Annotated in this window: 21 protein-coding genes and 1 tRNA gene; 19 read left to right on the top strand and 3 right to left on the bottom strand. The window is 46.6% G+C overall.

What is annotated here, in order from left to right; genetic code table 11:
* Positions 1–487 precede the first annotated feature (487 nt).
* The 10 genes from D829_RS0103195 (at position 488) to D829_RS0103235 (ending at position 7460) form a co-directional block, all read left to right on the top strand.
* Positions 488–560, top strand: a tRNA-Val gene (locus D829_RS0103195).
* Between the two features lie 192 nt (positions 561–752).
* Positions 753–2972 (top strand): M1 family metallopeptidase, encoded by a 2220-nt coding sequence (locus tag D829_RS0103200; RefSeq protein ID WP_017687393.1) that lies wholly within the window; start codon positions 753–755, stop codon positions 2970–2972.
* Positions 2973–3154: 182 nt separating this feature from the next.
* Positions 3155–3427, top strand: coding sequence for a hypothetical protein (locus D829_RS0103205; protein WP_017687394.1), 273 nt, complete (start codon positions 3155–3157; stop codon positions 3425–3427).
* Entirely contained in the window at positions 3414–4412 is a 999-nt protein-coding gene (locus tag D829_RS0103210; RefSeq protein ID WP_017687395.1) for a hypothetical protein, read from the top strand. The genes D829_RS0103205 and D829_RS0103210 overlap by 14 nt, the downstream gene beginning before the upstream one ends.
* Positions 4413–4414: 2 nt before the next feature.
* Entirely contained in the window at positions 4415–5101 is a 687-nt protein-coding gene (locus tag D829_RS0103215; RefSeq protein WP_017687396.1) for a hypothetical protein, read from the top strand.
* A gap of 167 nt (positions 5102–5268) precedes the next feature.
* Entirely contained in the window at positions 5269–5688 is a 420-nt protein-coding gene (locus D829_RS0103220) for an organic hydroperoxide resistance protein (protein WP_017687397.1), read from the top strand.
* 142 nt (positions 5689–5830) lie between these two features.
* Complete coding sequence (locus D829_RS33620) at positions 5831–6010, top strand: hypothetical protein (protein WP_017687398.1); 180 nt, start codon at positions 5831–5833, stop codon at positions 6008–6010.
* Between the two features lie 74 nt (positions 6011–6084).
* Positions 6085–6285 carry a hypothetical protein gene (locus D829_RS32775; RefSeq protein WP_081594931.1) on the top strand — a complete coding sequence of 67 codons (201 nt, stop codon included), beginning with the start codon at positions 6085–6087 and terminating at the stop codon, positions 6283–6285.
* Between the two features lie 199 nt (positions 6286–6484).
* A complete protein-coding gene (locus D829_RS0103230) occupies positions 6485–7039 on the top strand; it encodes a hypothetical protein (RefSeq protein WP_017687399.1) in 555 nt (184 codons plus the stop codon).
* A 97-nt stretch (positions 7040–7136) separates the two neighbouring features.
* A complete protein-coding gene (locus D829_RS0103235; RefSeq protein ID WP_026080976.1) occupies positions 7137–7460 on the top strand; it encodes a DUF1292 domain-containing protein in 324 nt (107 codons plus the stop codon).
* Between the two features lie 208 nt (positions 7461–7668).
* Here D829_RS0103235 and D829_RS0103245 read toward each other — a convergent pair whose 3' ends face one another.
* Positions 7669–9144, bottom strand: a complete 1476-nt coding sequence (locus D829_RS0103245) for an aminotransferase class I/II-fold pyridoxal phosphate-dependent enzyme (RefSeq protein WP_026080977.1) — start codon at positions 9142–9144, stop codon at positions 7669–7671.
* 177 nt (positions 9145–9321) lie between these two features.
* On the opposite strand from D829_RS0103245, the gene D829_RS0103250 reads away from it, so the two are divergent.
* From D829_RS0103250 to D829_RS0103265, 4 genes are all read left to right on the top strand, one after another.
* Positions 9322–10614 carry an MFS transporter gene (locus D829_RS0103250; RefSeq protein ID WP_017687403.1) on the top strand — a complete coding sequence of 431 codons (1293 nt, stop codon included), beginning with the start codon at positions 9322–9324 and terminating at the stop codon, positions 10612–10614.
* 252 nt (positions 10615–10866) lie between these two features.
* The gene (locus D829_RS0103255) at positions 10867–11466 is read left to right on the top strand and encodes a hypothetical protein (RefSeq protein ID WP_017687404.1); all 600 of its coding nucleotides are present in this window, start codon (positions 10867–10869) and stop codon (positions 11464–11466) included.
* Positions 11467–11638: 172 nt separating this feature from the next.
* Positions 11639–13048 carry an NADP-dependent phosphogluconate dehydrogenase gene (gndA, locus tag D829_RS0103260; protein WP_017687405.1) on the top strand — a complete coding sequence of 470 codons (1410 nt, stop codon included), beginning with the start codon at positions 11639–11641 and terminating at the stop codon, positions 13046–13048.
* A 206-nt stretch (positions 13049–13254) separates the two neighbouring features.
* On the top strand, positions 13255–13764 hold the full coding sequence (locus D829_RS0103265) for a shikimate kinase (protein ID WP_017687406.1): 510 nt from the start codon (positions 13255–13257) through the stop codon (positions 13762–13764).
* Positions 13765–13900: 136 nt separating this feature from the next.
* Here D829_RS0103265 and D829_RS0103270 read toward each other — a convergent pair whose 3' ends face one another.
* Complete coding sequence (locus D829_RS0103270) at positions 13901–14206, bottom strand: rhodanese-like domain-containing protein (protein ID WP_017687407.1); 306 nt, start codon at positions 14204–14206, stop codon at positions 13901–13903.
* Between the two features lie 105 nt (positions 14207–14311).
* Here D829_RS0103270 and aroA point away from each other — a divergent pair, with 105 nt between their 5' ends.
* The 4 genes from aroA (at position 14312) to ptsP (ending at position 19936) form a co-directional block, all read left to right on the top strand.
* Positions 14312–15607: a 3-phosphoshikimate 1-carboxyvinyltransferase gene (gene aroA / locus D829_RS0103275; protein ID WP_017687408.1), complete on the top strand. Its 1296-nt coding sequence runs from the start codon at positions 14312–14314 to the stop codon at positions 15605–15607.
* Positions 15608–15666: 59 nt separating this feature from the next.
* Entirely contained in the window at positions 15667–16101 is a 435-nt protein-coding gene (locus D829_RS0103280; protein ID WP_017687409.1) for a CoA-binding protein, read from the top strand.
* 197 nt (positions 16102–16298) lie between these two features.
* Positions 16299–18179 carry a glucose PTS transporter subunit IIA gene (locus D829_RS0103285; protein ID WP_017687410.1) on the top strand — a complete coding sequence of 627 codons (1881 nt, stop codon included), beginning with the start codon at positions 16299–16301 and terminating at the stop codon, positions 18177–18179.
* Positions 18176–19936, top strand: a complete 1761-nt coding sequence (gene ptsP / locus D829_RS0103290; protein WP_017687411.1) for a phosphoenolpyruvate--protein phosphotransferase — start codon at positions 18176–18178, stop codon at positions 19934–19936. Before D829_RS0103285 ends, ptsP begins: the two co-directional genes overlap by 4 nt.
* A gap of 119 nt (positions 19937–20055) precedes the next feature.
* On the opposite strand, the gene D829_RS0103295 is transcribed toward ptsP, so the two are convergent.
* On the bottom strand, positions 20056–20580 hold the full coding sequence (locus D829_RS0103295; protein ID WP_017687412.1) for a type 1 glutamine amidotransferase domain-containing protein: 525 nt from the start codon (positions 20578–20580) through the stop codon (positions 20056–20058).
* Between the two features lie 276 nt (positions 20581–20856).
* Between D829_RS0103295 and D829_RS0103300 the strand changes: the two genes are divergently transcribed.
* Entirely contained in the window at positions 20857–21270 is a 414-nt protein-coding gene (locus tag D829_RS0103300; protein ID WP_017687413.1) for a hypothetical protein, read from the top strand.
* The last annotated feature ends 87 nt before the right edge of the window (positions 21271–21357 follow it).

Genomic DNA, 21357 nt, shown 5'->3' on the forward strand with positions numbered 1-21357 from the left:
GGGAATGATTACTCTGTTGTATTACGTGACGAAGAAAGCATACTCACGCAAGTGTGATGAAGACGAGTGATTCACCTGTTAACCTTCACGGCAAGACTTCACTGCTTCCTCGCGGAGAATATACATCTTGAATTACAGATTTGGAGTATACGTCCAGCCAAACGGGCAGAGATTCACCATTTTCATTGGGCTGTTGTAATTGTTGGAATTGAACTGTATGTTCATCCCTCTCTAAGCTGCAACCAGTAACGGTTGTACTGAGAATCACAAGCCCAATCAAGGGGAAGAAGCATTTGGTAAATGTATATTTATTGGATTTTGACCGTTTTGTTATGTTTCTCATAGGGAATTCACCTCGTTGTAGAAATGGTAATCTTTCCTTTATTGTGCACCATTTCGGGTGAATTATAACCAAATAAATCATTGACAATGAACACGGTTACTTGATATGATACTGTTACTTGATTGGGAAACAATTATATATCATGATCTGTTAGCTCAGCTGGGAGAGCACTATCTTGACAGGGTAGGGGTCAGTGGTTCGAGCCCACTACAGATCATACATGAGAAGCCTTACAATGTAAGGCTTCTTTTCTTTTTTACATACAAACATGAATGCGATTTGCGATAGTTTCAGTTTCTCTTCCTCTTTTTAAACAAAACTTAAATAAAACATAAATTCAGCGTAAGGTTCGTCTTCTATACTTGGTTCTGAGGTCAGGTCAATATAGAACAGGAGAAGGAGAGAACTTATGAATTATTCAAGTCCATTTACATCAAAGTTAGCCAGAGTAGGGATCGCGGGTACACTGGCTTTAATACTGGCAATAAGCCCACTTGCCAACATGGGGGTTGTTGCCGCGGAAGAAGGCCCAGCGCCCCCAGCGCCTGTATCTACGAAGATATATAACACACAGAAAGACTCTCTAGAGCAGACGCCTATTCAATACCAGATCCAGGCTCGGCTGAATGAGAAGGACATGACGATCCAGGGGAGGGAGAAGGTAACGTATCACAACACAAGCAAGGATACTCTCCAGCAGCTGGTCCTTCATACATATGCTGATGCAAACCTCTCCAAGTCTACACAGGCGAGCATGTACCAACAGCATAATGAAAAGATTAGTGAAGATCACCCGGAGAAGACAGCGGAGGACTTTCTGGGTGGCATCGATATTCAGGCTGTAAGCGCAGATAGCCAATCGCTGGATTTCCATAAGGAAAACCAAGCGTTGACCATGCAGTTGAAGAAGCCCGTTCAACCAGGCGAATCGGTATCATTCCAACTGGAGTTTCAGTTGAATATACCCTATGGCTCACAGCGAGTTTCCTACTACAAAGACATGATCAATGGTGCACACTGGTTCCCGGTGATGTCTGTATACGACGAGGTTAAGCATCAATGGAACAAGGCACCGTATAGTCGAACATTTGAGAGCGATTATTACACCTCATCGGACTTTGAAGTTCAATTCAATGTTCCTGATGAGTATCAGGTAGCCATGCCGGGCACGATCACCACTCAAGACAGTACAGAACATGGACGTAAGATTGTGTCTGCTGTAGCCGAGAATACGAGGGAGTTTGTTTTCTTTGCAAGTCCTAATCTTCAAGTGGAACGCGCTACCCGTAACGGTCTGACGGTGGAATACTACTATTTTAACGATGATCCATCCAAGAAAAAGATAGTTGACCGCTACATTAATCAGGCATTCAAGGTCATCGATTTCTATAGTGAGAAATATGGCAAGTATCCCTATCCAGAGTTCCGAATTGTCGAGACGTATGTACAAGGCGTTGCCGTGGAGTATGCGAGGCTCATCCAGATGGGACAGATTCAAAATGGTGCTGTTCCAGAAGAAGACACTACATTTGTTCATGAAATAGCGCATCAGTGGTTCCATGCATTGATCGGTAATAATTCGGAGACAGAATCCTTCCTGGATGAAGGCTTTGCTGATTTCTCCATGGTGTATTTTGCCGAGAAACAGGGAGACAAGCTAAATGGGTTCAGATCCATACAGTTTGATACTGCGCCTGTAGATATGGCGATTGCGTCAACAAACGATGAAGCTGGGGATTTGGCAGGTTTGGTATATTATCAGAAGGGGCGACAAGCGATCTATCAGCTGTACCGTTCCGTCGGTGAAGAGAAATTTGACGAGTTGATGAGGACATATTTCAAACGCTACGTGTACCAAAATACAACGGTAGAGGGGCTGCTTCAAACCATTGAAGATGTGCTTGGTAAAGAAATACGTTCAGAGATGCAGATGGCCCTATATCAGCCTGATTTTGTCTTAAAGCCGGAATACCAATTATCACAGGAAGAGACCGCCGCCTATGTACATGACATGTTACAACAACAGTATCAGGCTGTCATGGGCATGATCCCTAATCTGCTTTATGAAGTGATGAATCGATTGATGGACAAAGTCCTTCAAGGCGAGGAATTAACCATTGTGCTCAGCGATCAGGTGAGTAAGCTTGCAACTAAACAGCAGGAAGATATGGTTAATCAGTTGACCGGATTCCTTGATATGACAGGTGTGAAGTACGACATTATAAGGGATCGCAAGGAACTGAAGCAAAAGATGAAAAAAGAGATCGGCAACAGCAACCTTATTGTCATTGGCAATGCCAAGTCAAACGGATTTGTGCAGGCTTTAAAACTTAACATTATTGATCGAACGAAACAGACAGGTTTTCCTTGGAAAAATACCATGAATCAACCTCTCTCCGCGGGTGCATATGTTATCAAACATCCCTATAACCAGAATCGATTGATGCTTCATTATTTCTGGAATGAGGATCATCTGAGTGATGCGGCATTTGAAGCTTTTAAGCTGAAAATACAGGAGTCTATCGGATTCGCTAACGACTTTTACCAGTACTATGTAATGGATAACCAAGGCAAGGAGAAATCCAATAAAAAAGTTGCGAATCCCATATCTTCACTTTTTGCGGAGTAATAAGGAATTGATTTTGCAGTTTCATCGTTCAAACAGGTTAGCCAATTCGTATTGGTTAGCCTGTTTATGTTTTATATGAAAACCAGACTTAGAATAATAGGCTGTAAGATGGGCATAATGCTTTAACACAAAGGCAACTTCATGAATATACTTATTGAGAGAAAACAATAGGAGGGATTAATATGAAGGATCAACATTATCCGTGCGTACCAATGAAAGGGACAGTTGCTGATTACAACTGTAAAGGAAATAAAGGAATGAACAAAATGAAAGCGTATTCATATAATGCTAGAATTTGTCCTATCATTTGTATTACTCAAGAGCCGGCTACGATTGAGGGTAATGTTGTTGATTTTTCAATCCTATTAAAGGACACTTCGGATGTTTTATATTCGCGACCGGTACATGGTAATACCCTGCTCACGAAGGAGTTGATTTCCCATGTCTATGACTGAAAATATTGCTCAGGCAGCACTTGATGCAGCGATGAAGGCAGACAGGGCCGTTGCGCCTTATGATTATTGCGATGCAGAATCCAGACGGATGTACACGCCTCAATTTGATAAAAAAATGGACAATCCTATGTATACCGCTGCAATGGCAGGTCTCCAATCGATCTATTGGTTTCGGGCGATCAAGGTAAAGGGGCTTATCCCTGATGCAAAAGCAAATTATTATGCCACGTATTCTACCAACCATAATCGTATCGGGGGAATTGGACTTGCGTATTCTAACAGCCCGACAGGGCCATGGACCAAACATGGACAGGTGTATCTGGATACCGTAGTTGGGAATTCAACGGAAACGCCATTTGTGATCTGGAACGATGAAGAACAATTGTTCTTTATGTATTATCAACAAAACGGACTGGGGATCAATCAATCAACGGCACTTGCGACCTCTGTAGACATGATTAACTGGACAAGAGTGGGTTTGATTTTGGACAAACCTCCCGGTTTCCCAGGTGATGGTCATACCGGATACTTCTCGTGTTTTAGAAATGGCGGCAAATGGATTGGTTTCTCGGTGATGGGCGGCGGTGACTTTGGCCGTAAATGTATTTGGTATTCTCATGACGGACGTAGCTGGTTAGCTGATCCAAGACCATTAATGGGTGGTAATGATGCGACTTTATCAGCGGGAGAAAACATTTCGAGACCCAATGCTGGTGTATTTATGTACAAAGGCAGCATGTGGTGGCTGGGTATGTTATCGGCTTATGCTTCCGGTGGGGTTACGACAGTAGCTCGGCCTGCCATTGCCAAGATCAGCGCAGACTTTCGTCAACTGCTGGACAAACCTACAGATATATATTTTCCGGCATTGAATTGGGAAACGACTAACATGCAATCCTTGATGGTGTCCGTTATGGACGGCGTAGTGTACGTGTATTACAATACCGATCATAATATCGGTGTAGCCTATTCGGTGGGGGTGTAGAGATGGTTATACGTGATGCAGCGGGTCAGATCGTGCCCTTTGGAAAGGTCCACAAACAGCTTGTGGCCGATTTTCTTTACGGAACGTTACCGGATTGGGTGGAGGTGGTGGGCACCCCTACGTTTGAGCCTTTGCCCGACAGAGGGACCATAACCGTTACAACACCGACAGCGGCAGGAGCCACGGCAGAGTTGAAAATGAAACATCTGATTGACAGCTCGAAAGTAACAGCAATTGCAATCACTTTGGAAGCGTTACAATTAAACGGAAACATTGGGATCTCAGTTCAGGTTGGCATTAAATCGAAGGATAGCAAGGCCGGAATCACCTTTTTTCAAAACGTAAATCAGAAGTATGGCATGGTCCGTGCCTATAAAGCAGATGGAACGTACACGGATTTTAATCAAAACATGGTGTTCTTCACCACACATGGCGTAGCAGGAGATGAAGCACAGAACCGTAAGAATCTCACTGTGTTGCTCTGTACCGGATTACAGTTCTCAGCTGGGTTCGAGAGACCGTCCGTATGGCTTGGTGCGAATGATCAATATGGCGGTGTTGCTGCTGACCTTAGCGGTGGGTTGTTCCAACATGGAGAACTGCAATGTCTTTTGAAACTGACTACAAGTAAGGCCGAGGCCAAGTATTTCAAGTGTGCACAGATGAAAGTGGATATCTGGAGTAACTGATTGGAATGACGGAGGAGTCGTCTGGTAAGCAGCTTCTTTTTTTTATTTTAATAATAATGTTTACAAACGCAATTAAATTGTGTACAATCAAATTGTTAGCAAAACAAAAAAAGAAATTCTGTATAACCAATAAAAAAAAATTAAATGATGAAGAGGAGTTTTCACAAATGAAAACATTATATGAAACAACAGTCATCAATACAGGCGGACGTCAAGGCATCGTACAATCCCCAGATAACGTGTTTATGTTGGATGTTGCTGCACCACCAGAACTCGGAGGACAAGTGACGACAGCTACCAATCCGGAGCAGTTATTTGCAGCAGGGTATAGTGCTTGTTTTAACTCCGCACTGGAGTTTCAATTGAAGAAACACAAAGTTGAGATTGAAAGAAGTACTGTAGCTGCAACGGTAATGTTGGTGACGGACTCTGAGGATAACGGCGTGAAGCTTCAAGTAGATTTGGAAGTTAAAATTCTTGGTCTGGATGAGGAGACAGCACAGAAGTTTGTGAAACTTGCCCATGACTACTGCCCATATTCCAAAGGAATTAAAGGGAATGTGAATGTTAACGTGGAACTGGCGTAATCATTAATACTATTTGTTGTTGATAAGAAGCCTCCGAGAAAACGGAGGTTTTTGGTTTTTTATGCAGAAATCAATTTCATACTCAATTGTTGGTTATAATGGTATTAAGTTTACATAAAACTGCTGAAAGGGGAATGTACTTATGATGGATTTTAGCAAACCACCCCATGGCTCTGAGACCGATACCCACCGTCAGCGTCATCAGGAGAATGAACAGAAATATCTCTCCGGAGGCAAGAGCATTTGGTATGAAATCAGCAACTGGCTCATTCTCGGAGGTATCCTCCTTGTCATATTTTTATTATTTAAATACGTTTTTTAAATAGACACACAACCGGGCGAATCCCCATATGATGCATTACATTAGTAAGCACTTGGGGAAATGGGGAATCCGGGATGGCAAAGGCAAAGGGTAAGAAAGCTCCCGCGTTAAAGAGTGACAAAATTCGTGTATCCATGAAGTTGGTCACTTCGGATGTATGTGAGAGATGCAAGACACCGTGTACGCGAGGCATGGATTACGCTGCACGTATGAGAATTGAAGGGGCATCAGGCAAGGGCGTTCCCTGTATTCTGACCCGCCATACTACTTCATAACTCTTCGTATAATCCCGTATATATAACAATTATAGATCAGGGGCATCCTTTAATGAGGATCGCCTCTTTTTGTACATTCCAAGGGGTGGAAAAAATTCTGGATAAAAAATGAAAAATGATGAAAAACAGCGCAACTTTGTGGATGAATCTGCAGTATAAATGTACAACAGCTAGCAGCAGGGGAGGGAACATTGACGGGATGAAATGGAAACGAATATTGCTTTGTGTCACGGTATTCTCCTTGCTCGGCGGGTCTTTATTGTTTGCAGATTCGGTGAACGAGAAGATTCGTGTTTTCATTAACGGCAAGGAAGCAGCTGATGGAGGTTATCTCATTGATGGAACGACCTATGTACCTGTAAGGGAAGCCGGAGGCGTCGTCAAATGGGACAGCAGTAACAAGAGAGTAACGGTGATCAAACCGAATGTACATATTTTTCTCTTCAAGGGAGACACTGTATTTGGCAACGTTAACGTAGGTAAGCTGAAATTCAATGTATTTTCACAAGTGGACAGTCTGACAGCAGATGTAGCTGCGGTGAAAGTAACGATTACCAATCCAAGCGGTCAGGTGAAGGATATCCAGTCACAGGAGCTTACGACCCAGAAGGATAACTTCTGGTTCCGCACATATGATTTTACGTACGATTTCAGTCGTGCCGGCAAGTATCAGGTTGGCTTTCATATTAAAGAAAATGCAAACAGCAGCTACGTCCTGGTAGCGGAGAAAATCATTACAGCGCTGAACGATTGAAGCGAAAATAACCCTGTGAGTTAAATTGACCTGGGTCATTGAACATGTTACGATATGCAAGGTTACACAATTTCTATTTATAAAGCGAGGTATTTCAATGAGCGATCACACACATGAACACGGCGATGGCTGCGGATGCGGGCAAGACCACGACCACGACCACGACCACGAGCATGAAGAAGTCCTTCTCACATTAACAGACGAGAACGGCCAAGACGTGGAGATGGTTTTGGTGGAGACGTTTGACGTGGAGAAGCATGTTTATGCGCTCCTGCTGGAACGTAACAATCCTGAAGCTGACGGCATCATCCTGCGTATGGAAGAAGAAGACGAGGAAATGGTGCTCTACAATATTGAAGACGAAGAAGAGTGGAACCGCGTTGAAGCGGCTTACAACGAACTCGTTGCATCACAAGAATAGTCATTCTTTTGGAACATAACATGAAGGCTCCTTGATTTCAGGGGGCCTTTTGTTTGTTTATTAAGAGGTATACGAGCATTTACACCACCGGTTTGAACGACGAAATAGACGGGAAAATGCAAACTCGCTTGTCCCATAAAATAAAAACGGACCAAGCGTATGGCTTGGTCCGTTAAGTTTATCCCCTGCACAGCGCAAGGGGGTTGTTTTAGAAAATGGCATCGGCTTCCACGATCACTTTAACGTTGGTTACGCTGCGATCTTCGGGTCCTTTGACGGGCAATCCAACTTCGACATGATCGATGATGTAGTCGATGTTTTCCTGGGTGATAACCTCACCCGGTAACAGGATCGGAATTCCTGGCGGATAGACATAGATGAATTCCGAGATAATACGTCCTGCGGATTCTTTAAACGGAATCACTTCGGTATCACCGTAGAATGCATCACGTGGAGTCAGCATCAACTGTGGAATATCCGGAACTTTTACTACCAGTTCATGGGCCGGGTTCACTTGATAATAGGTACGGGAGAGATCCTGCAAAGCGTTCAGCAAGATATCCACACTGTTATCCGTATCTCCTGGCGTAATGAGACACAGAATATTGTACATATCACTAAGTTCAACCTCGATGTTGTAATGTTCACGCAGCCAGTTCTCTGTCTCATACCCTGTAATACCCAGATGGCGAACATGGATCGTTACTTTGGTTGGATCATAGTTGAAGGTCGCTTCTGTACCCAGAAGCTCTCTACCGAAGCAATACAGGCCATCCATATCGTTAATCGAACGTCTGGCAAACTCAGCTAGTTCAATCGCCTTCTGTGCAATCTCACGACCGTGGAGTGCCAGGTTACGTCTTGATGTATCGAGTGAAGCAAGCAAAATGTATGAAGTTGATGTTGAAGTGAGCAGACTCAGGATCGTCTGTACACGCTGTGGATTCACGAACCCATTCTTCGTGTTCAGGTTGAGTACGGAACTCTGTGTCATGGAGCCACCAAGCTTGTGAACACTGGTTGCAGCCATATCGGCACCTGCTGCCATCGCAGACAACGGCAGATCCTCATGGAAATGAATGAGTACACCATGTGCTTCATCAACAAGTACAGGGACTTGGTAGCTGTGTGCCAACTCAACAATCTCTTTCAGATCTGTAACCACGCCGTAATAGGTCGGGTTAATTACAAGCAATGCCTTGGCATCTGGATGACGCTCAAGTGCACGACGGATAGACTGTGTAGTCACTCCATGGTCAATGCCCAGATTGGCATCTTGTGAAGGAGAAACAAATACGGGTTTGGCGCCTGAGAAAATAATGGCGGACAGAACCGATTTATGCACATTACGGGGCACAATAATTTTGTCACCCGGTGAACATACAGACAGAATCATGGTCATAATGGCACTGCTTGTGCCTTGTACACTAAAATAGGTATAATCGGCTCCGAAGGCATCTGCTGCCAAAATCTGTGCTTCCTGAATGACACCGGTTGGCTGATGCAGATCATCCAACGGTGCGATGTTAATCAAATCTATGGAGAAGGCATTATCGCCAATAAATTCACGGAATTCGGTATCCGCTCCCAATCCTTTTTTATGGCCCGGAATATGAAACTGTACCGGATTGAGTGCCGCATGATTTTTTAAAGCGGTAAACAGCGGCGTACGGTGGTGATTCATCAGTGCTGTCACAACCCTTCCTAATAAAATTGGTAAACAAAGATGAGTATAGCAAATTAAGAACCGAATGCAACAGTATAAATCGACAATTTTTTAAATTGCCTAGATTTGGGCACATTCCCCACGGTTACACTAAGGATAGGGAATAGGCAAATGAACACCGAAAGGGGAAAAAGAATGCAAACCGATACAAAACCAGCCAAAATTTTGCGATCACCATTTTTTATCGCGATGTGGCTGACACTTTTTCTAGTTGAAATTATCAAAGGAGCCCTGTTGGTAGCTGTTTTGCCCGTGTATATGGACAATATACTGGGTCTGTCTGCAGGCGTCATTGGTGTGGCATTTGCTCTTCAATATCTGGGAGATAATCTGTTCCGGGCGCCTTCCGGCTGGGCAGCAGAACGGATCGGATTCCGCGCAACGATGGTTACAGCATTAATCTGTACCTTAATCGCTGTTATTATGATCCTTTTTCTCAAAAGTGCCGTTGGACTGGCCATGGCCTGTCTGATTCTTGGCATTGGTACGTCACCGCTCTGGCCTTGCGCCATGACAGGGGTGACGGCGATGTCAGGCCCACAGAACAAGAATGGTACAGCAATGGGGGCGCTGGAGATGGCTGCTCTCGGCGGAACGGGGCTTGGACCTATAGGCATGAACTGGCTGCTGGAGCGCACGCATCATGATTATCGCACCATTTTTCTTGTGCTGATGGGTTGTGCCATTCTGGTTATTCTGGTGGCCATGATTCTTCCTGGACGTGTCATTGTTGAAGGAGAGCATGCCGAGCAAGCGGCGAAGAATAGAGATGTGAAATATCCAGCCAAACCGAATCTGCTCACGCCGTTCATCCGGCTGCAAAAGAGTGTTAAGGACACACTGCAGCGGGTTCGCAGTACGCTGAATGTTAATCCACTGGTGTATCCTGCCTTGTTTATGCAGTCGTTTGTCATCGGGCTGCTCAGTCCGGTAATCACGCTATATACACGCACAGACCTGCACATTTCACCAAATCTATACAGCTTGTTGCTGATTGCAGGTGGTGGAATAACGGTCATTGCCTTGCTGCCTGTTGGTAAAATGGTAGACAGGTTCGGCACCAAGCCGTTCCTGAACGTTGGTTTTTTGATGGCGGCGGCGAGTCTGTTCGCGTTTTCCTCCATAACATCCATTCCGGTGGTGTTTGGTGTTGTCATGCTGGTGGGAATCAGTTATGCCATGATTTTGCCCGCCTGGAATGCTTTTGTAGCCACTCTGATTCCCAAAGGAGAGCGGGGAGCGATCTGGGGATTCTTCCTCACACTGCAGGGATCAGGCATGGTTGTAGGACCTATTGTTTCCGGACTGCTGTGGGACCACGTGAGCCATCCGGCACCATTCATCGGCAGTGCCATCGTCATGGCAGGACTTGCCGTTGTGCACTTTGTGTTATCCCGCAATCCGTTTCGCACCGCTCCGGCCAAATAAGCAAAAGAAAAGGGAGTTCTACCAACCGTCTAGGTTGTGGAACTCCCTTTTTCGCGTCCATTATATCACGATAATCGGGGGCTTGCCCCTGTGCGTCTGCGGAAAGCTGTAATCCTGGGGCCCTTTCGGTGAAAAATAGTCAAATAACCAAGTACCCTTACATAAAATGAAGTATAAAATAGGGTAAGCCGATTGAGTAGAAGCGATTGAAGACGAGGGCCGGAGTAATCCGGTACAGATGGAGGGAGTGCCGTGAATAAGAGTTATGAAGTTGAATATTGCAATCTGGAGCTGCGGTTCAACCGTCGGCATATCCAAAATTTGATCAGAGACCTTATTCGTGAGGGGTATTCACTATATTGGAGCGAGGACGAAACCTTTTTTATCCTGTCAGTCCGGACCGGCCGCAAGCTGGTAAAGCTCCGTTTTCAACAGACACGCACGGGGAACTACAAGATGACTGGGGATTATATTATCAAGGACGCCAAGCTTGCAGAGTGGCTGGAGAAACTGATTGGAGATACACGCGGGCATGCGGTTGTGAAGCGGTTCAAGGATCAGCAGATGACCGTGGAGAACATTTTATTCGGTGAAGTGATTCGGCTCGTGGAAGTTTCCGGATTCAAACAGCGTGTCATTTTTCAAAAGGAACCTGCGCCGACGGCGGAAGAGATGGAAGAAATGTTCCTCTCGCGTGAAGGCGAGGAAAGGCTCGTGTTGCTACGCATGGAAGTGGACGATGAACTGGAGCGCCTCTACACGGCAATGCAGATGGATAATATCGAAAAAGCAAATGCTTGCCGTCAAGTCTTAAAACAGTTGTCTGGACATCTGTTAATGTTGGAAGGATGACAAGATAAGGCCGTATTTATGAAAATACGATGAACACCTCAGCAGATTGGGGTGTTTTCTCGTTGCGTAGCTGTGCCACGGGGTTCACTTCTATACATAAAACCGTTAAAATGGGAGTATTGTTGAGAATTTATTTCAATAAAATTAATTGGAGCAAAGGATGGAGGACCAGATGACAAAACAACAAATCGGCGTAATTGGCCTGGCTGTCATGGGCAAAAATTTGGCCCTTAACATTGAAAGCAGAGGTTTCTCAGTATCGGTATATAACCGTTCCCCGGAGAAAACCAATGATCTACTGAAAGAAGCTGAAGGTAAAAACCTGACAGGCTCATTCTCCATTGAAGAGTTCGTAGCATCCCTGGAATCCCCGCGTAAAATTTTGATCATGGTACAAGCCGGCAAAGCGACCGACGCTACCATTGAACAACTGCTTCCTCACCTGGATGAGGGCGACATCATCATTGATGGAGGGAACGCATACTTCCCTGACACGCAACGTCGCAGCAAAGAGTTGGAAGACAAAGGCATTCGTTTCATCGGTACAGGTGTATCCGGTGGTGAAGAAGGCGCACTGAAAGGCCCTTCCATCATGCCAGGTGGACAGGAAAGTGCTTATAAACTGGTTGAACCGATCCTGACGGCGATTTCGGCCAAAGTCGGTGACGATCCATGTTGTACATATATTGGACCTGATGGTGCCGGACACTATGTGAAAATGGTGCATAACGGTATCGAGTACGGAGATATGCAGTTGATTGGTGAAGCGTACCACTTGCTCAAATCCGTATTGAACGTTTCCGTTGAAGAGTTGCATGCGATCTTTACAGAATGGAATCAAGGAGAGCTGGATAGCTACCTGATCGAAATCACAGCAGATATCTTCTCCAAATACGATCCAGAAACAGGAAAACCAATGGTTGACGTCATTCTGGATGCTGCTGGACAAAAAGGAACAGGTAAATGGACAAGCCAAAGCGCGCTGGATCTCGGCGTACCATTGTCCATGATTACGGAATCCGTATTCTCCCGTTTCCTCTCTGCCATGAAAGACGAGCGTGTGGCAGCTAGCAAAATCCTGAATGGACCAGCGACTGAAGCATTTTCTGGCGACAAAAAAGCGTTCATTGAGAACGTGCGTAAAGCCCTCTTTGCAAGTAAAATCGTATCCTATGCACAAGGATTTGCACAAATGCGTGCAGCTTCCGATGAGTATGGCTGGGATCTGAAATACGGCAACATTGCCATGATCTTCCGCGGCGGATGTATCATCCGTTCGCAGTTCCTGCAAAATATCAAGGAAGCTTATGATAAAGACGCAGCACTGAAAAACCTGCTCTTGGATCCGTACTTCCAAAACATTGTTGAGTCTTATCAAGGCGCATGGCGTGAAGTTGTAGCAGCTGCTGTAAAACAAGGTGTTCCAGTACCTGGATTCTCCAGCGCATTGTCTTATTACGACAGCTACCGTACGGAGCGTTTGCCAGCCAACTTGCTGCAAGCACAGCGTGACTACTTCGGTGCTCACACATTCAAACGTGTGGACAAAGAAGGCAGCTTCCACCACAACTGGATGGAATAGTACCACCGCATATACGAGTCAATGAGATTTGGCTAAAGCGCCTTTAAGTGGTAGCTTTGGCCTGTTAAAAGGCTCATTAAGAGGTTTGGTGTTCCGGTTATTGCCGGTTAACGCCAGGCCTCTTTTTGTTCTTTCCCAGTCCGCAGGGCTGTGTTATGATAGGACAAAAGTGCTCACGAATTGCTTGAATTAAAGGAGTGTACACCTTGAGCAAGTCTAACAATATTATTCTCATCGGCATGATGGGAACCGGCAAATCAACCGTCGCTGACATGCTTGCACGCGAGCTTGGTTACCGATTGATTGATGTGGACGCCGCGGTGGAAAAAGAGGAAGGCTGTACGATTCCCGAACTGTTCACTGGCAAGGGAGAGACGTATTTCCGTGATGCCGAGAGCCGCATGTTGTGCTCGGTATTGGAGAAAAAGTCACAGGTCATAGCGACCGGAGGTGGCGTGGTGCTGCGTTCGGATAATTGTGACGTGATGTCGAATAATGGCTGGGTTGTTGCCTTGACTGCTGATCCGGCAGTGATTGTAGAACGTGTTAGCGCCTGCGACAATCGTCCGCTTCTTGCAGGCAATGCAGAGGAACGCATCAAGACGATTATGGAAGAACGGAAAGACGCATATCGGTTCGCGCATTATACGGTGGATACAACCGAGTTATCCGCTGCTGAAGTGACTCGTTTAATTTTAGTGCATTACCGCGTCTAAGCTTGTGATCATCGAAGTTTGTTGGTTGATAGTTGGTGGCAGATAGAACAAAACGGGCCATATAGGCCCGTTTCTAGGAGTGGAGCAGAGCAGAAGTCACAAGGTTACAAATGACTTCGCTTCTCTCCGGGTTTCTCTAGTCTTCTTGTTGCCACTGAAGCATACCGCCGACCATGTTTGTACAGCCTTCATATCCCAGTTGCTGCAGATATTCACAGGCACGCTCACTGCGGTAACCGCTACGACAGATGATCACGATCTCGCCTGATTTCTCAATCTCAGACAGTCGGTCCGGAATCTGTCCAAGCGGAATATGCTTGGCTCCTTCGATCATGCCTTGCGCGACTTCATCGTCCTCGCGGACGTCTATCATCTGCAGCTTCTCTCCCGCCTGTAAACGGCGGCGCAGCTCAGACGTTTCAATTTCAGCTATTTGTGTCATATTCAGGTCCTCTTTTCTGTATGGACTTAACGCTATAATGATACCCAAGCGATGCACGGAATGTCAATTTGGCCACAATATAATCAATGAAGGAGAATTTCATCCATGGACGTTATTGTTAAACCAACCCCCACGCTGAACGGGGAAATCGGGGCTCTGTCCTCCAAAAACTACACGACTCGCTATTTGCTGGCTGCTGCGCTGGCAGAAGGCACAAGTACCATTCATTTCCCGGCACACAGTGAAGACAGTGACGCCATGCGCAGATGTATTCGCGATCTGGGGGCAGTGCTTGAAGAAGACGACAGCAAGATTGTGATCCAGGGCTTTGGCAGTCATCCCCGTGATGTGCGTGAATTGAATGTTGGGAATGCGGGTGCTGTACTTCGTTTCCTGATGGGCGTTACAGCGCTCTGCCCTGAAGTTACATTTGTGAATACGTACCCGGATTCACTGGGCAAACGCCCCCATGATGATCTGATCGATGCGCTTGGTCAATTGGGTGTAGATGTACAGCACGAACAAGGACGCTTGCCGATTACAATCAAGGGTGGCAATGCCAAGGGTGGACACATTCGTGTATCCGGCTCCGTCAGCTCCCAATATCTGAGTGCATTGTTGTTTGTAACTCCGTTGCTTGCAGAAGACAGCACCATCGAAGTGCTGAATGACCTGAAGTCCAAGGTCGTTATCGGACAGACGCTGGAAGTGCTGGAGCAGGCAGGCATCGTTATCCATGCAAGTGATGATTACATGTCCTTCCGTGTACCAGGTGGACAGGCTTACCAGCCGACGACCTACACGGTTCAAGGGGACTACCCCGGCTCGGCAGCCGTTCTTGCCGCAGCAGCGGTTACACAGTCTGATGTGAAAATTCTGCGCCTGATGGAGCAGAGCAAACAGGGTGAACGTGCCATCGTTGACGTGCTGCGCATGATGGAAGTGCCATTGACACATGAGAACGATGTCGTACACGTTCAAGGTAATGGCAGATTGAAAGCGATCGAATTCGACGGGGATGCCGCGACGGACGCCGTTTTGGCTATGGTAGCCGCAGCAGTGTTTGCGGAAGGCACGTCACGGTTCTATAATGTAGAGAACCTGCGTTACAAGGAATGTGACCGAATCACCGATTACTTGAACGAACTGCGGAAGGCAGGAGCGAACGTTGAAGAGCGTCAAGCTGAGATTATCGTACATGGACGTCCAGAAGGCGTTGAGGGCGGCGTTGAGATTAACGCTCACTACGATCATCGCGTAATTATGGCGCTCACTGTCGTTGGTCTGCGTTCCAAGGAGCCGCTTCGTATTCGGGATGCACACCATGTAGCCAAGTCTTATCCGCAATATTTCGATCATTTGCAGGCGCTTGGCGCCTCGGTTCAATGGGTAAAAGAGTAAATAACTGAAAACCTGTCTTTTGAACACGCACTTTAATCAGAAAAGGATGGTGCTTGAACATGGAATTTAACAACCCTACTCGTGAAGAAATTGGACAACTTTTGCGCAAGGCAGGCAACATCGCAGTCGTCGGCTTATCAGACAAATCGGATCGCACTTCCTATATGGTGGCAGAAGCCATGCAGAGCAGAGGTTATCGCATCATCCCGGTTAATCCACAGGTGCAAGGTGAAATCCTTGGCGAGACGGTATATGCCACACTCGCGGATATTCCAGAGCCGGTAGACATTGTCAATGTGTTTCGTCGCGAAGAGTTTTGCGCGGATGTCGCTCGTGACGCCGCTGCCATCAAAGCAAATGTGCTGTGGCTGCAGCTTGGCATCCATAGTGATGAAGCGGTCCAGATTGCTGCAGAGAACGGCATGACAGCGGTAACGAATCGTTGTATCAAGGTAGAGGATTCCATCGTTCTGCGCGGCGCTGGACGCGGCTGAGAGGCTCGTTCACCTGTGATCGGATGATCTCCTGATCTGTCCCAATTGAATGAACATAGGATGAATCCCGTTAACTTGAAGTTGACGGGATTTTTTCTGTTCTATTTTTGCCGTTATTAATGACCAATTGGTTACTGTTTTGCTTTGACAAAACGTTGCGTAAAGCTTACCATCTAGGATAGAAAGGAGAGGTCGCCATGAATTGGCTCGGATCCTTGCAGCAGCTCGGACGAGCGGTAATGCTGCCTACAATGGTCCTGCCCGCCGCCGCAATTTTGCTCAGTGTTGGCAGTCTGCCTTGGGACGCCTGGGGATTGGGTATTGTCGGTGAAGTGTCTACTGTGGCCGGACACGGTATTTTTTATTTCTTACCGTATTTGTTCGCTGTCGGTGTAGCACTGGGACTCTCCAACCAGGCCGGACAAGCGGGACTTGCTGCTCTGGCTGGTATCGTGATATATGATCAGGTGACTCGGAACTTCGGGGATGGCACCGTTCAGCCCGCTTCCTTAATCGGAATCATACTCGGCGCGCTTGCCGGTGGGATGCATAATCGGTTTAAAAGCATTAAACTGCCTGAAATTTTACAATTTTTTGGAGGTTCAAGGTTTGTTTTGCTCATCGTCGGACTCTGTTCGGCATTGTTCTCCTGTTTTATGTTATGGCTCGCTCCGATCCTACAGCATGGATTGAACGGCATTGCTACTTGGGAATACAGTCTCGGGGGTTTTGGACTGTTCATTTACGGGGTGTTATACAGGGTGCTGGTCGCTTTCGGGCTTCATCACCTGCTTAATAATGTGTTTTGGTTCCAGTTAGGGACGTTTGAAACGCCTGATGGTAACATTGTGCAAGGGGATTTGCCCCGATTTTTTGCAGGTGATCCAACAGCAGGATTCTTTATGGCGGGTTTGTTTCCCATCATGATGTTTGCCATTCCGGCAATAGCCTTTGCTATTATTCAGGAAGCCAGGGAAGATCTGAAACCGAAAATCAAGAAAACTTTTCTGACATCGGCACTCGTTTGTTTTCTAACCGGGGTATCGGAACAGATTGAGTTTGCTTTTTTGTTCGCGGCACCTTATCTGTTCATCGTGCATGCAGTGATGTCCGGCGTTGCCATGTGGATTAGTTACTGGCTCGATATCCGGCATGGATTTTCTTACTCCGCAGGTATTATTGATTACATACTCAATTTCCATCTATCGGAGAATGCTTGGAAGCTCATTCCGATTGGCATACTATATGGGCTGGTTTACTACTTCCTGTTCCGATGGGCGATTCGTACGTTCAAGATTCCAACACCAGGACGTGAAGAGGGCTCCATGCTGGAAGATTGGGTAGGTAACATTCCTTATCAGGCACCTTTAATTCTCGAAGCATTGGGTGGGAAGAGTAACATTGTACAGGTTGAAGCGTGTATTACACGCCTTCGCCTGACTGTGCATGATGACCGCCTGATTGACACGGGTGCCATGAAGAGTATGGGGTCCGCTGGACTAATCAAGCTGGGTGGCGGTAACGTACAGGTGGTATTCGGGACCTACTCGGAATTGATTCGGGAAGAAATCGCGAAGCTGCTGGAAAGAGACCTGCAACAGGTTCTGTTCTGTGCCCCCGTTCAGGGCAAAATGCTCCCGATTGAAGAGGTGCCAGATCAGATCTTTGCAGCCAAGCTTGTCGGTGATGGTGTAGCCTTTGTACCGGAAAAGGGAGAGCTGGTCTCACCCGTGTACGGAACGATTATGCACATGTACCCGACCATGCATGCCTTGGGTATTTCTACCCGTGAAGGGCTTGAGGTGTTACTGCATATCGGCATCGATACCTCTCAGTTGAAAGGCCATTTTGAAGCTTTTGTTCAGGAGGGCGATACGGTGGAGCCAGGGCAGTTGTTGATCAAGTTTGATCTGGCAGTACTTCGCGATCAAGCGGCGTCACTGACAACACCCATGGTAATTACGAATCCGGATCGTATAAAATCATGGAGTTTTGCTCCATTTAAGCAAGTTAAGAAAGGTCAGGCATCCGTTATGTCCGTGGTGCTCTATGACAGGAACGTTGGAGGGGTAGAATGAAGATACAAGGCATCAACGCAGCTGCAGGCATAGCCATCGGCAAAGCATTTGTCCTGCCCAGTTGGGAATGGGATCTGCCGGATCAGAAGATGGATTCGGTGGATCTCGCCCAAGAGTTCGAACGGCTGTATGAGGGCATACGGACATCAAAGGATGAGATCGAATATATCAAAAATGAGTTCAAGGAAGTCGTTGGTCCAGAGGAGTCCAGTATCTTTGATGCACATCTGGCAATCCTGGAAGATCCGGTATTCATGAACGAGATTCGCGGCATTATCGAGCGTCAATATAAGGCAGCAGAAGTGGCGGTCAAAGAAGCCATTGATCACTTTGTCACAATGTTTGACTTGCTGGAAGACGAGTATATGAAGGAGCGGGCCATTGACATCAAGGATGTGGGTAACCGTCTGCTCAAGCATTTGCTTGGTGCACCGGAGATTACACTTCCTTCGGATACCCAGCCGTATGTACTCGTTGCCAAAGAACTGTCGCCATCTCAACTGGCGCATCTGAATCCCACCCATGTGCTAGGCATTGTAACCTTGATCGGCGGGAAAACATCACATTCTGCGATTATGGCTCGTGCCCTTGGCATTCCTCTCGTTTCCGGTCTGGAAGCGAGTCTTGGCATGCCGGTAGAGACAGGGGATATGCTTGTGGTGGATGGTGACAACGGCTTGGTATTTACGGACCCGGATCGCAAGACGATTGAACGGTATACGATGCTTCGCAGCAAGCAGCTGAAGAAAAAGGAACAACTTCAAGTCCTTGCTACCGTGGATGCTGTAACCAAAGATGGGGCCGTTTTGCACTTGGCTTCCAATATCAGTTCGGTGAAGGAATTGGACCTTGCTTTGAAACAAGGAGCCAAAGGTGTGGGCTTGTTCCGAACAGAGTTTTTGTATATGGACAGGGCTACGTTCCCGGGTGAGCAAGAACAGTATGAGGTGTACCGTCTTGTGGCAGAGAAAACAGTAGGACAATCCGTTGTTATTCGTACACTGGATATCGGTGGTGACAAGCAACTCGATTACTTTGAACTGCCGGAGGAAGACAATCCGTTTCTGGGGTATCGTGCTATTCGGATTAGTCTCGACCGCAAGGATCTGTTCAAAACACAGCTTACAGCCATTCTGCGTGCCAGCGCTGCCGGAAATGTCAAAATCATGTACCCGATGATCTCTTCGGTGGAAGAACTTCAGCAGGCCAATGAGATTCTTCGTGAGGCGATGTCCGATCTGGACGAGCGGGGATTATCATACGACCCTCACATTCAGGTGGGAATTATGATTGAAGTTCCTGCAGCGGTGATGATTGCTGATCTGCTCGCAGAGGAAGCTGATTTCTTCAGTATTGGTACGAACGACCTGGTTCAATATGTACTGGCAGTAGATCGAATGAATGAGCAGATTGCTCATATGTATCACCCCTATCATCCGGCTGTTCTGCGGATGCTTCGTGCGACCGCAGATGCGGCTCATACGGCTGGAATTGATGTCAGTGTGTGCGGAGAGATGGCAGGGGACGAGCGTGCCATTCCGCTTTGGTTGGAGCTTGGCATTCGCCACTTGAGTATGTCTCCACAATCCTTGTTACGTGTGAAGCACAGAGTACTGAACACAACAGCATCGGCCGCCAAAGAAGAAGCGCGAAAGTGCTTCACCCTTCGGACCAGCGGAGATATTGAGGAGCGACTGCAAGTCTTTAATGACTCTACGGGAAGTCCGGATGAACAAAGTGGTTCGAACGCATCGTGATTAGGGAAACTGGATATAAATACCTTTAAGTTAATATATTTACATTTGTGATAATTATTTAAGAAAAACTTGTTATATAAAACAACCCCACTGTGCATGAGAGCACAATGGGGTTGTTTTTACTTGTCAGCGAGTGCATCACAGAATGCCTTGCCATAAGGTGGAAGGTCAGGCGGACGACGTGCTGAGATGATATGTCCATCAACAACAACCGCTTCATCTTTCCAGATAGCACCTGCATTTTCCATGTCATCCCGAATGCCTGGTGTAGAGGTTACTGTAACCCCGTCCAGAATTTTGGCAGAAATCAGCACCCAGCCCGCATGACAGATCTGTCCAATCGGTTTCCGGTCTGCATTCATTTCCTTCACAAGCTCCAGTACTTTGGGATAACGACGCAGCTTGTCTGGCGCCCAGCCGCCTGGCACGAGAATGCCATCGTAATCTGCACTGTCGAGTTCATCGAAACTGTATTCGGCTTCAGCAGGCACACCGTATTTGCCAATATAGGTTTTTCCTTTTTTCTCTCCAGCAAGATGCACTTCTGCACCTTCTTCACGAACCCGATGTACAGGGTACCACAATTCTAAATCCTCGAATTCTTCATCGACCAGAGCGATGACTTTTTTACCAGTTAATCTCATGTCCATCTCTCCTTTTTGCGGTGATTAGGGATGTTGCGTCTTTAATTGTAACAGATTCTCCAAGGGACTTCATGGAAGTGCATATTCAGTTTGGAGGAAGCGATTACAAGTCAGTGACTGCCTGCATTCGACAACCTTCATCTGGAGGGAGTGGTAATTTGTGCAACCTTTCGTTTATAGCAGGATTTGAGCCGAAATAGGTCGAATGGTACTTATATAGAGTATAGAACGAATGAGGTGATGGTGGTGCGCAAGTCGTGCAGATGTGGACATGTAATGGAGTTGGAATTAAGAACAGTGGTATACGCCAAAAAAGTGGAGATTCGAAACGTACCCGTATTTGCGTGTACAGACTGTGTATCATACGAAGTGCTTCCGCCGGTCAAGCCGGACTTAACAGAATGCATAAACACATTGGGTGAACAGCCCGTGAAGCAAGACGTATCTTTTGGTGAACGTAATGAATTGGCAGACCTGTTTCATGAGCTACTGCTGGCCTGGCCGGATGCGACCGATCGGGAGATGGAATATCGAATGCAGCAAGCAGTGGAGGAGCGTATCAATCTGCTGCTTGACATTATGGGTTACGCAACGAAGTCTGGTGATGCAGCGTGGATTGAGACCACGGAGCGTAGATTAAGTCAATTATCCGGATTTGTGTGGCAGGAGTACTTCTCAAATGCTGTCTAATTTTGACGTGTAAAATGCTTGTTTTCATGAAAATTGGCTTTTTCGCGCACTTTTTGTTAAGATATCGAAGAGTGAAAACGCTCAACA

Source organism: Paenibacillus sp. PAMC 26794, from assembly GCF_000316035.1.
GTDB lineage: Bacteria > Bacillota > Bacilli > Paenibacillales > Paenibacillaceae > Paenibacillus.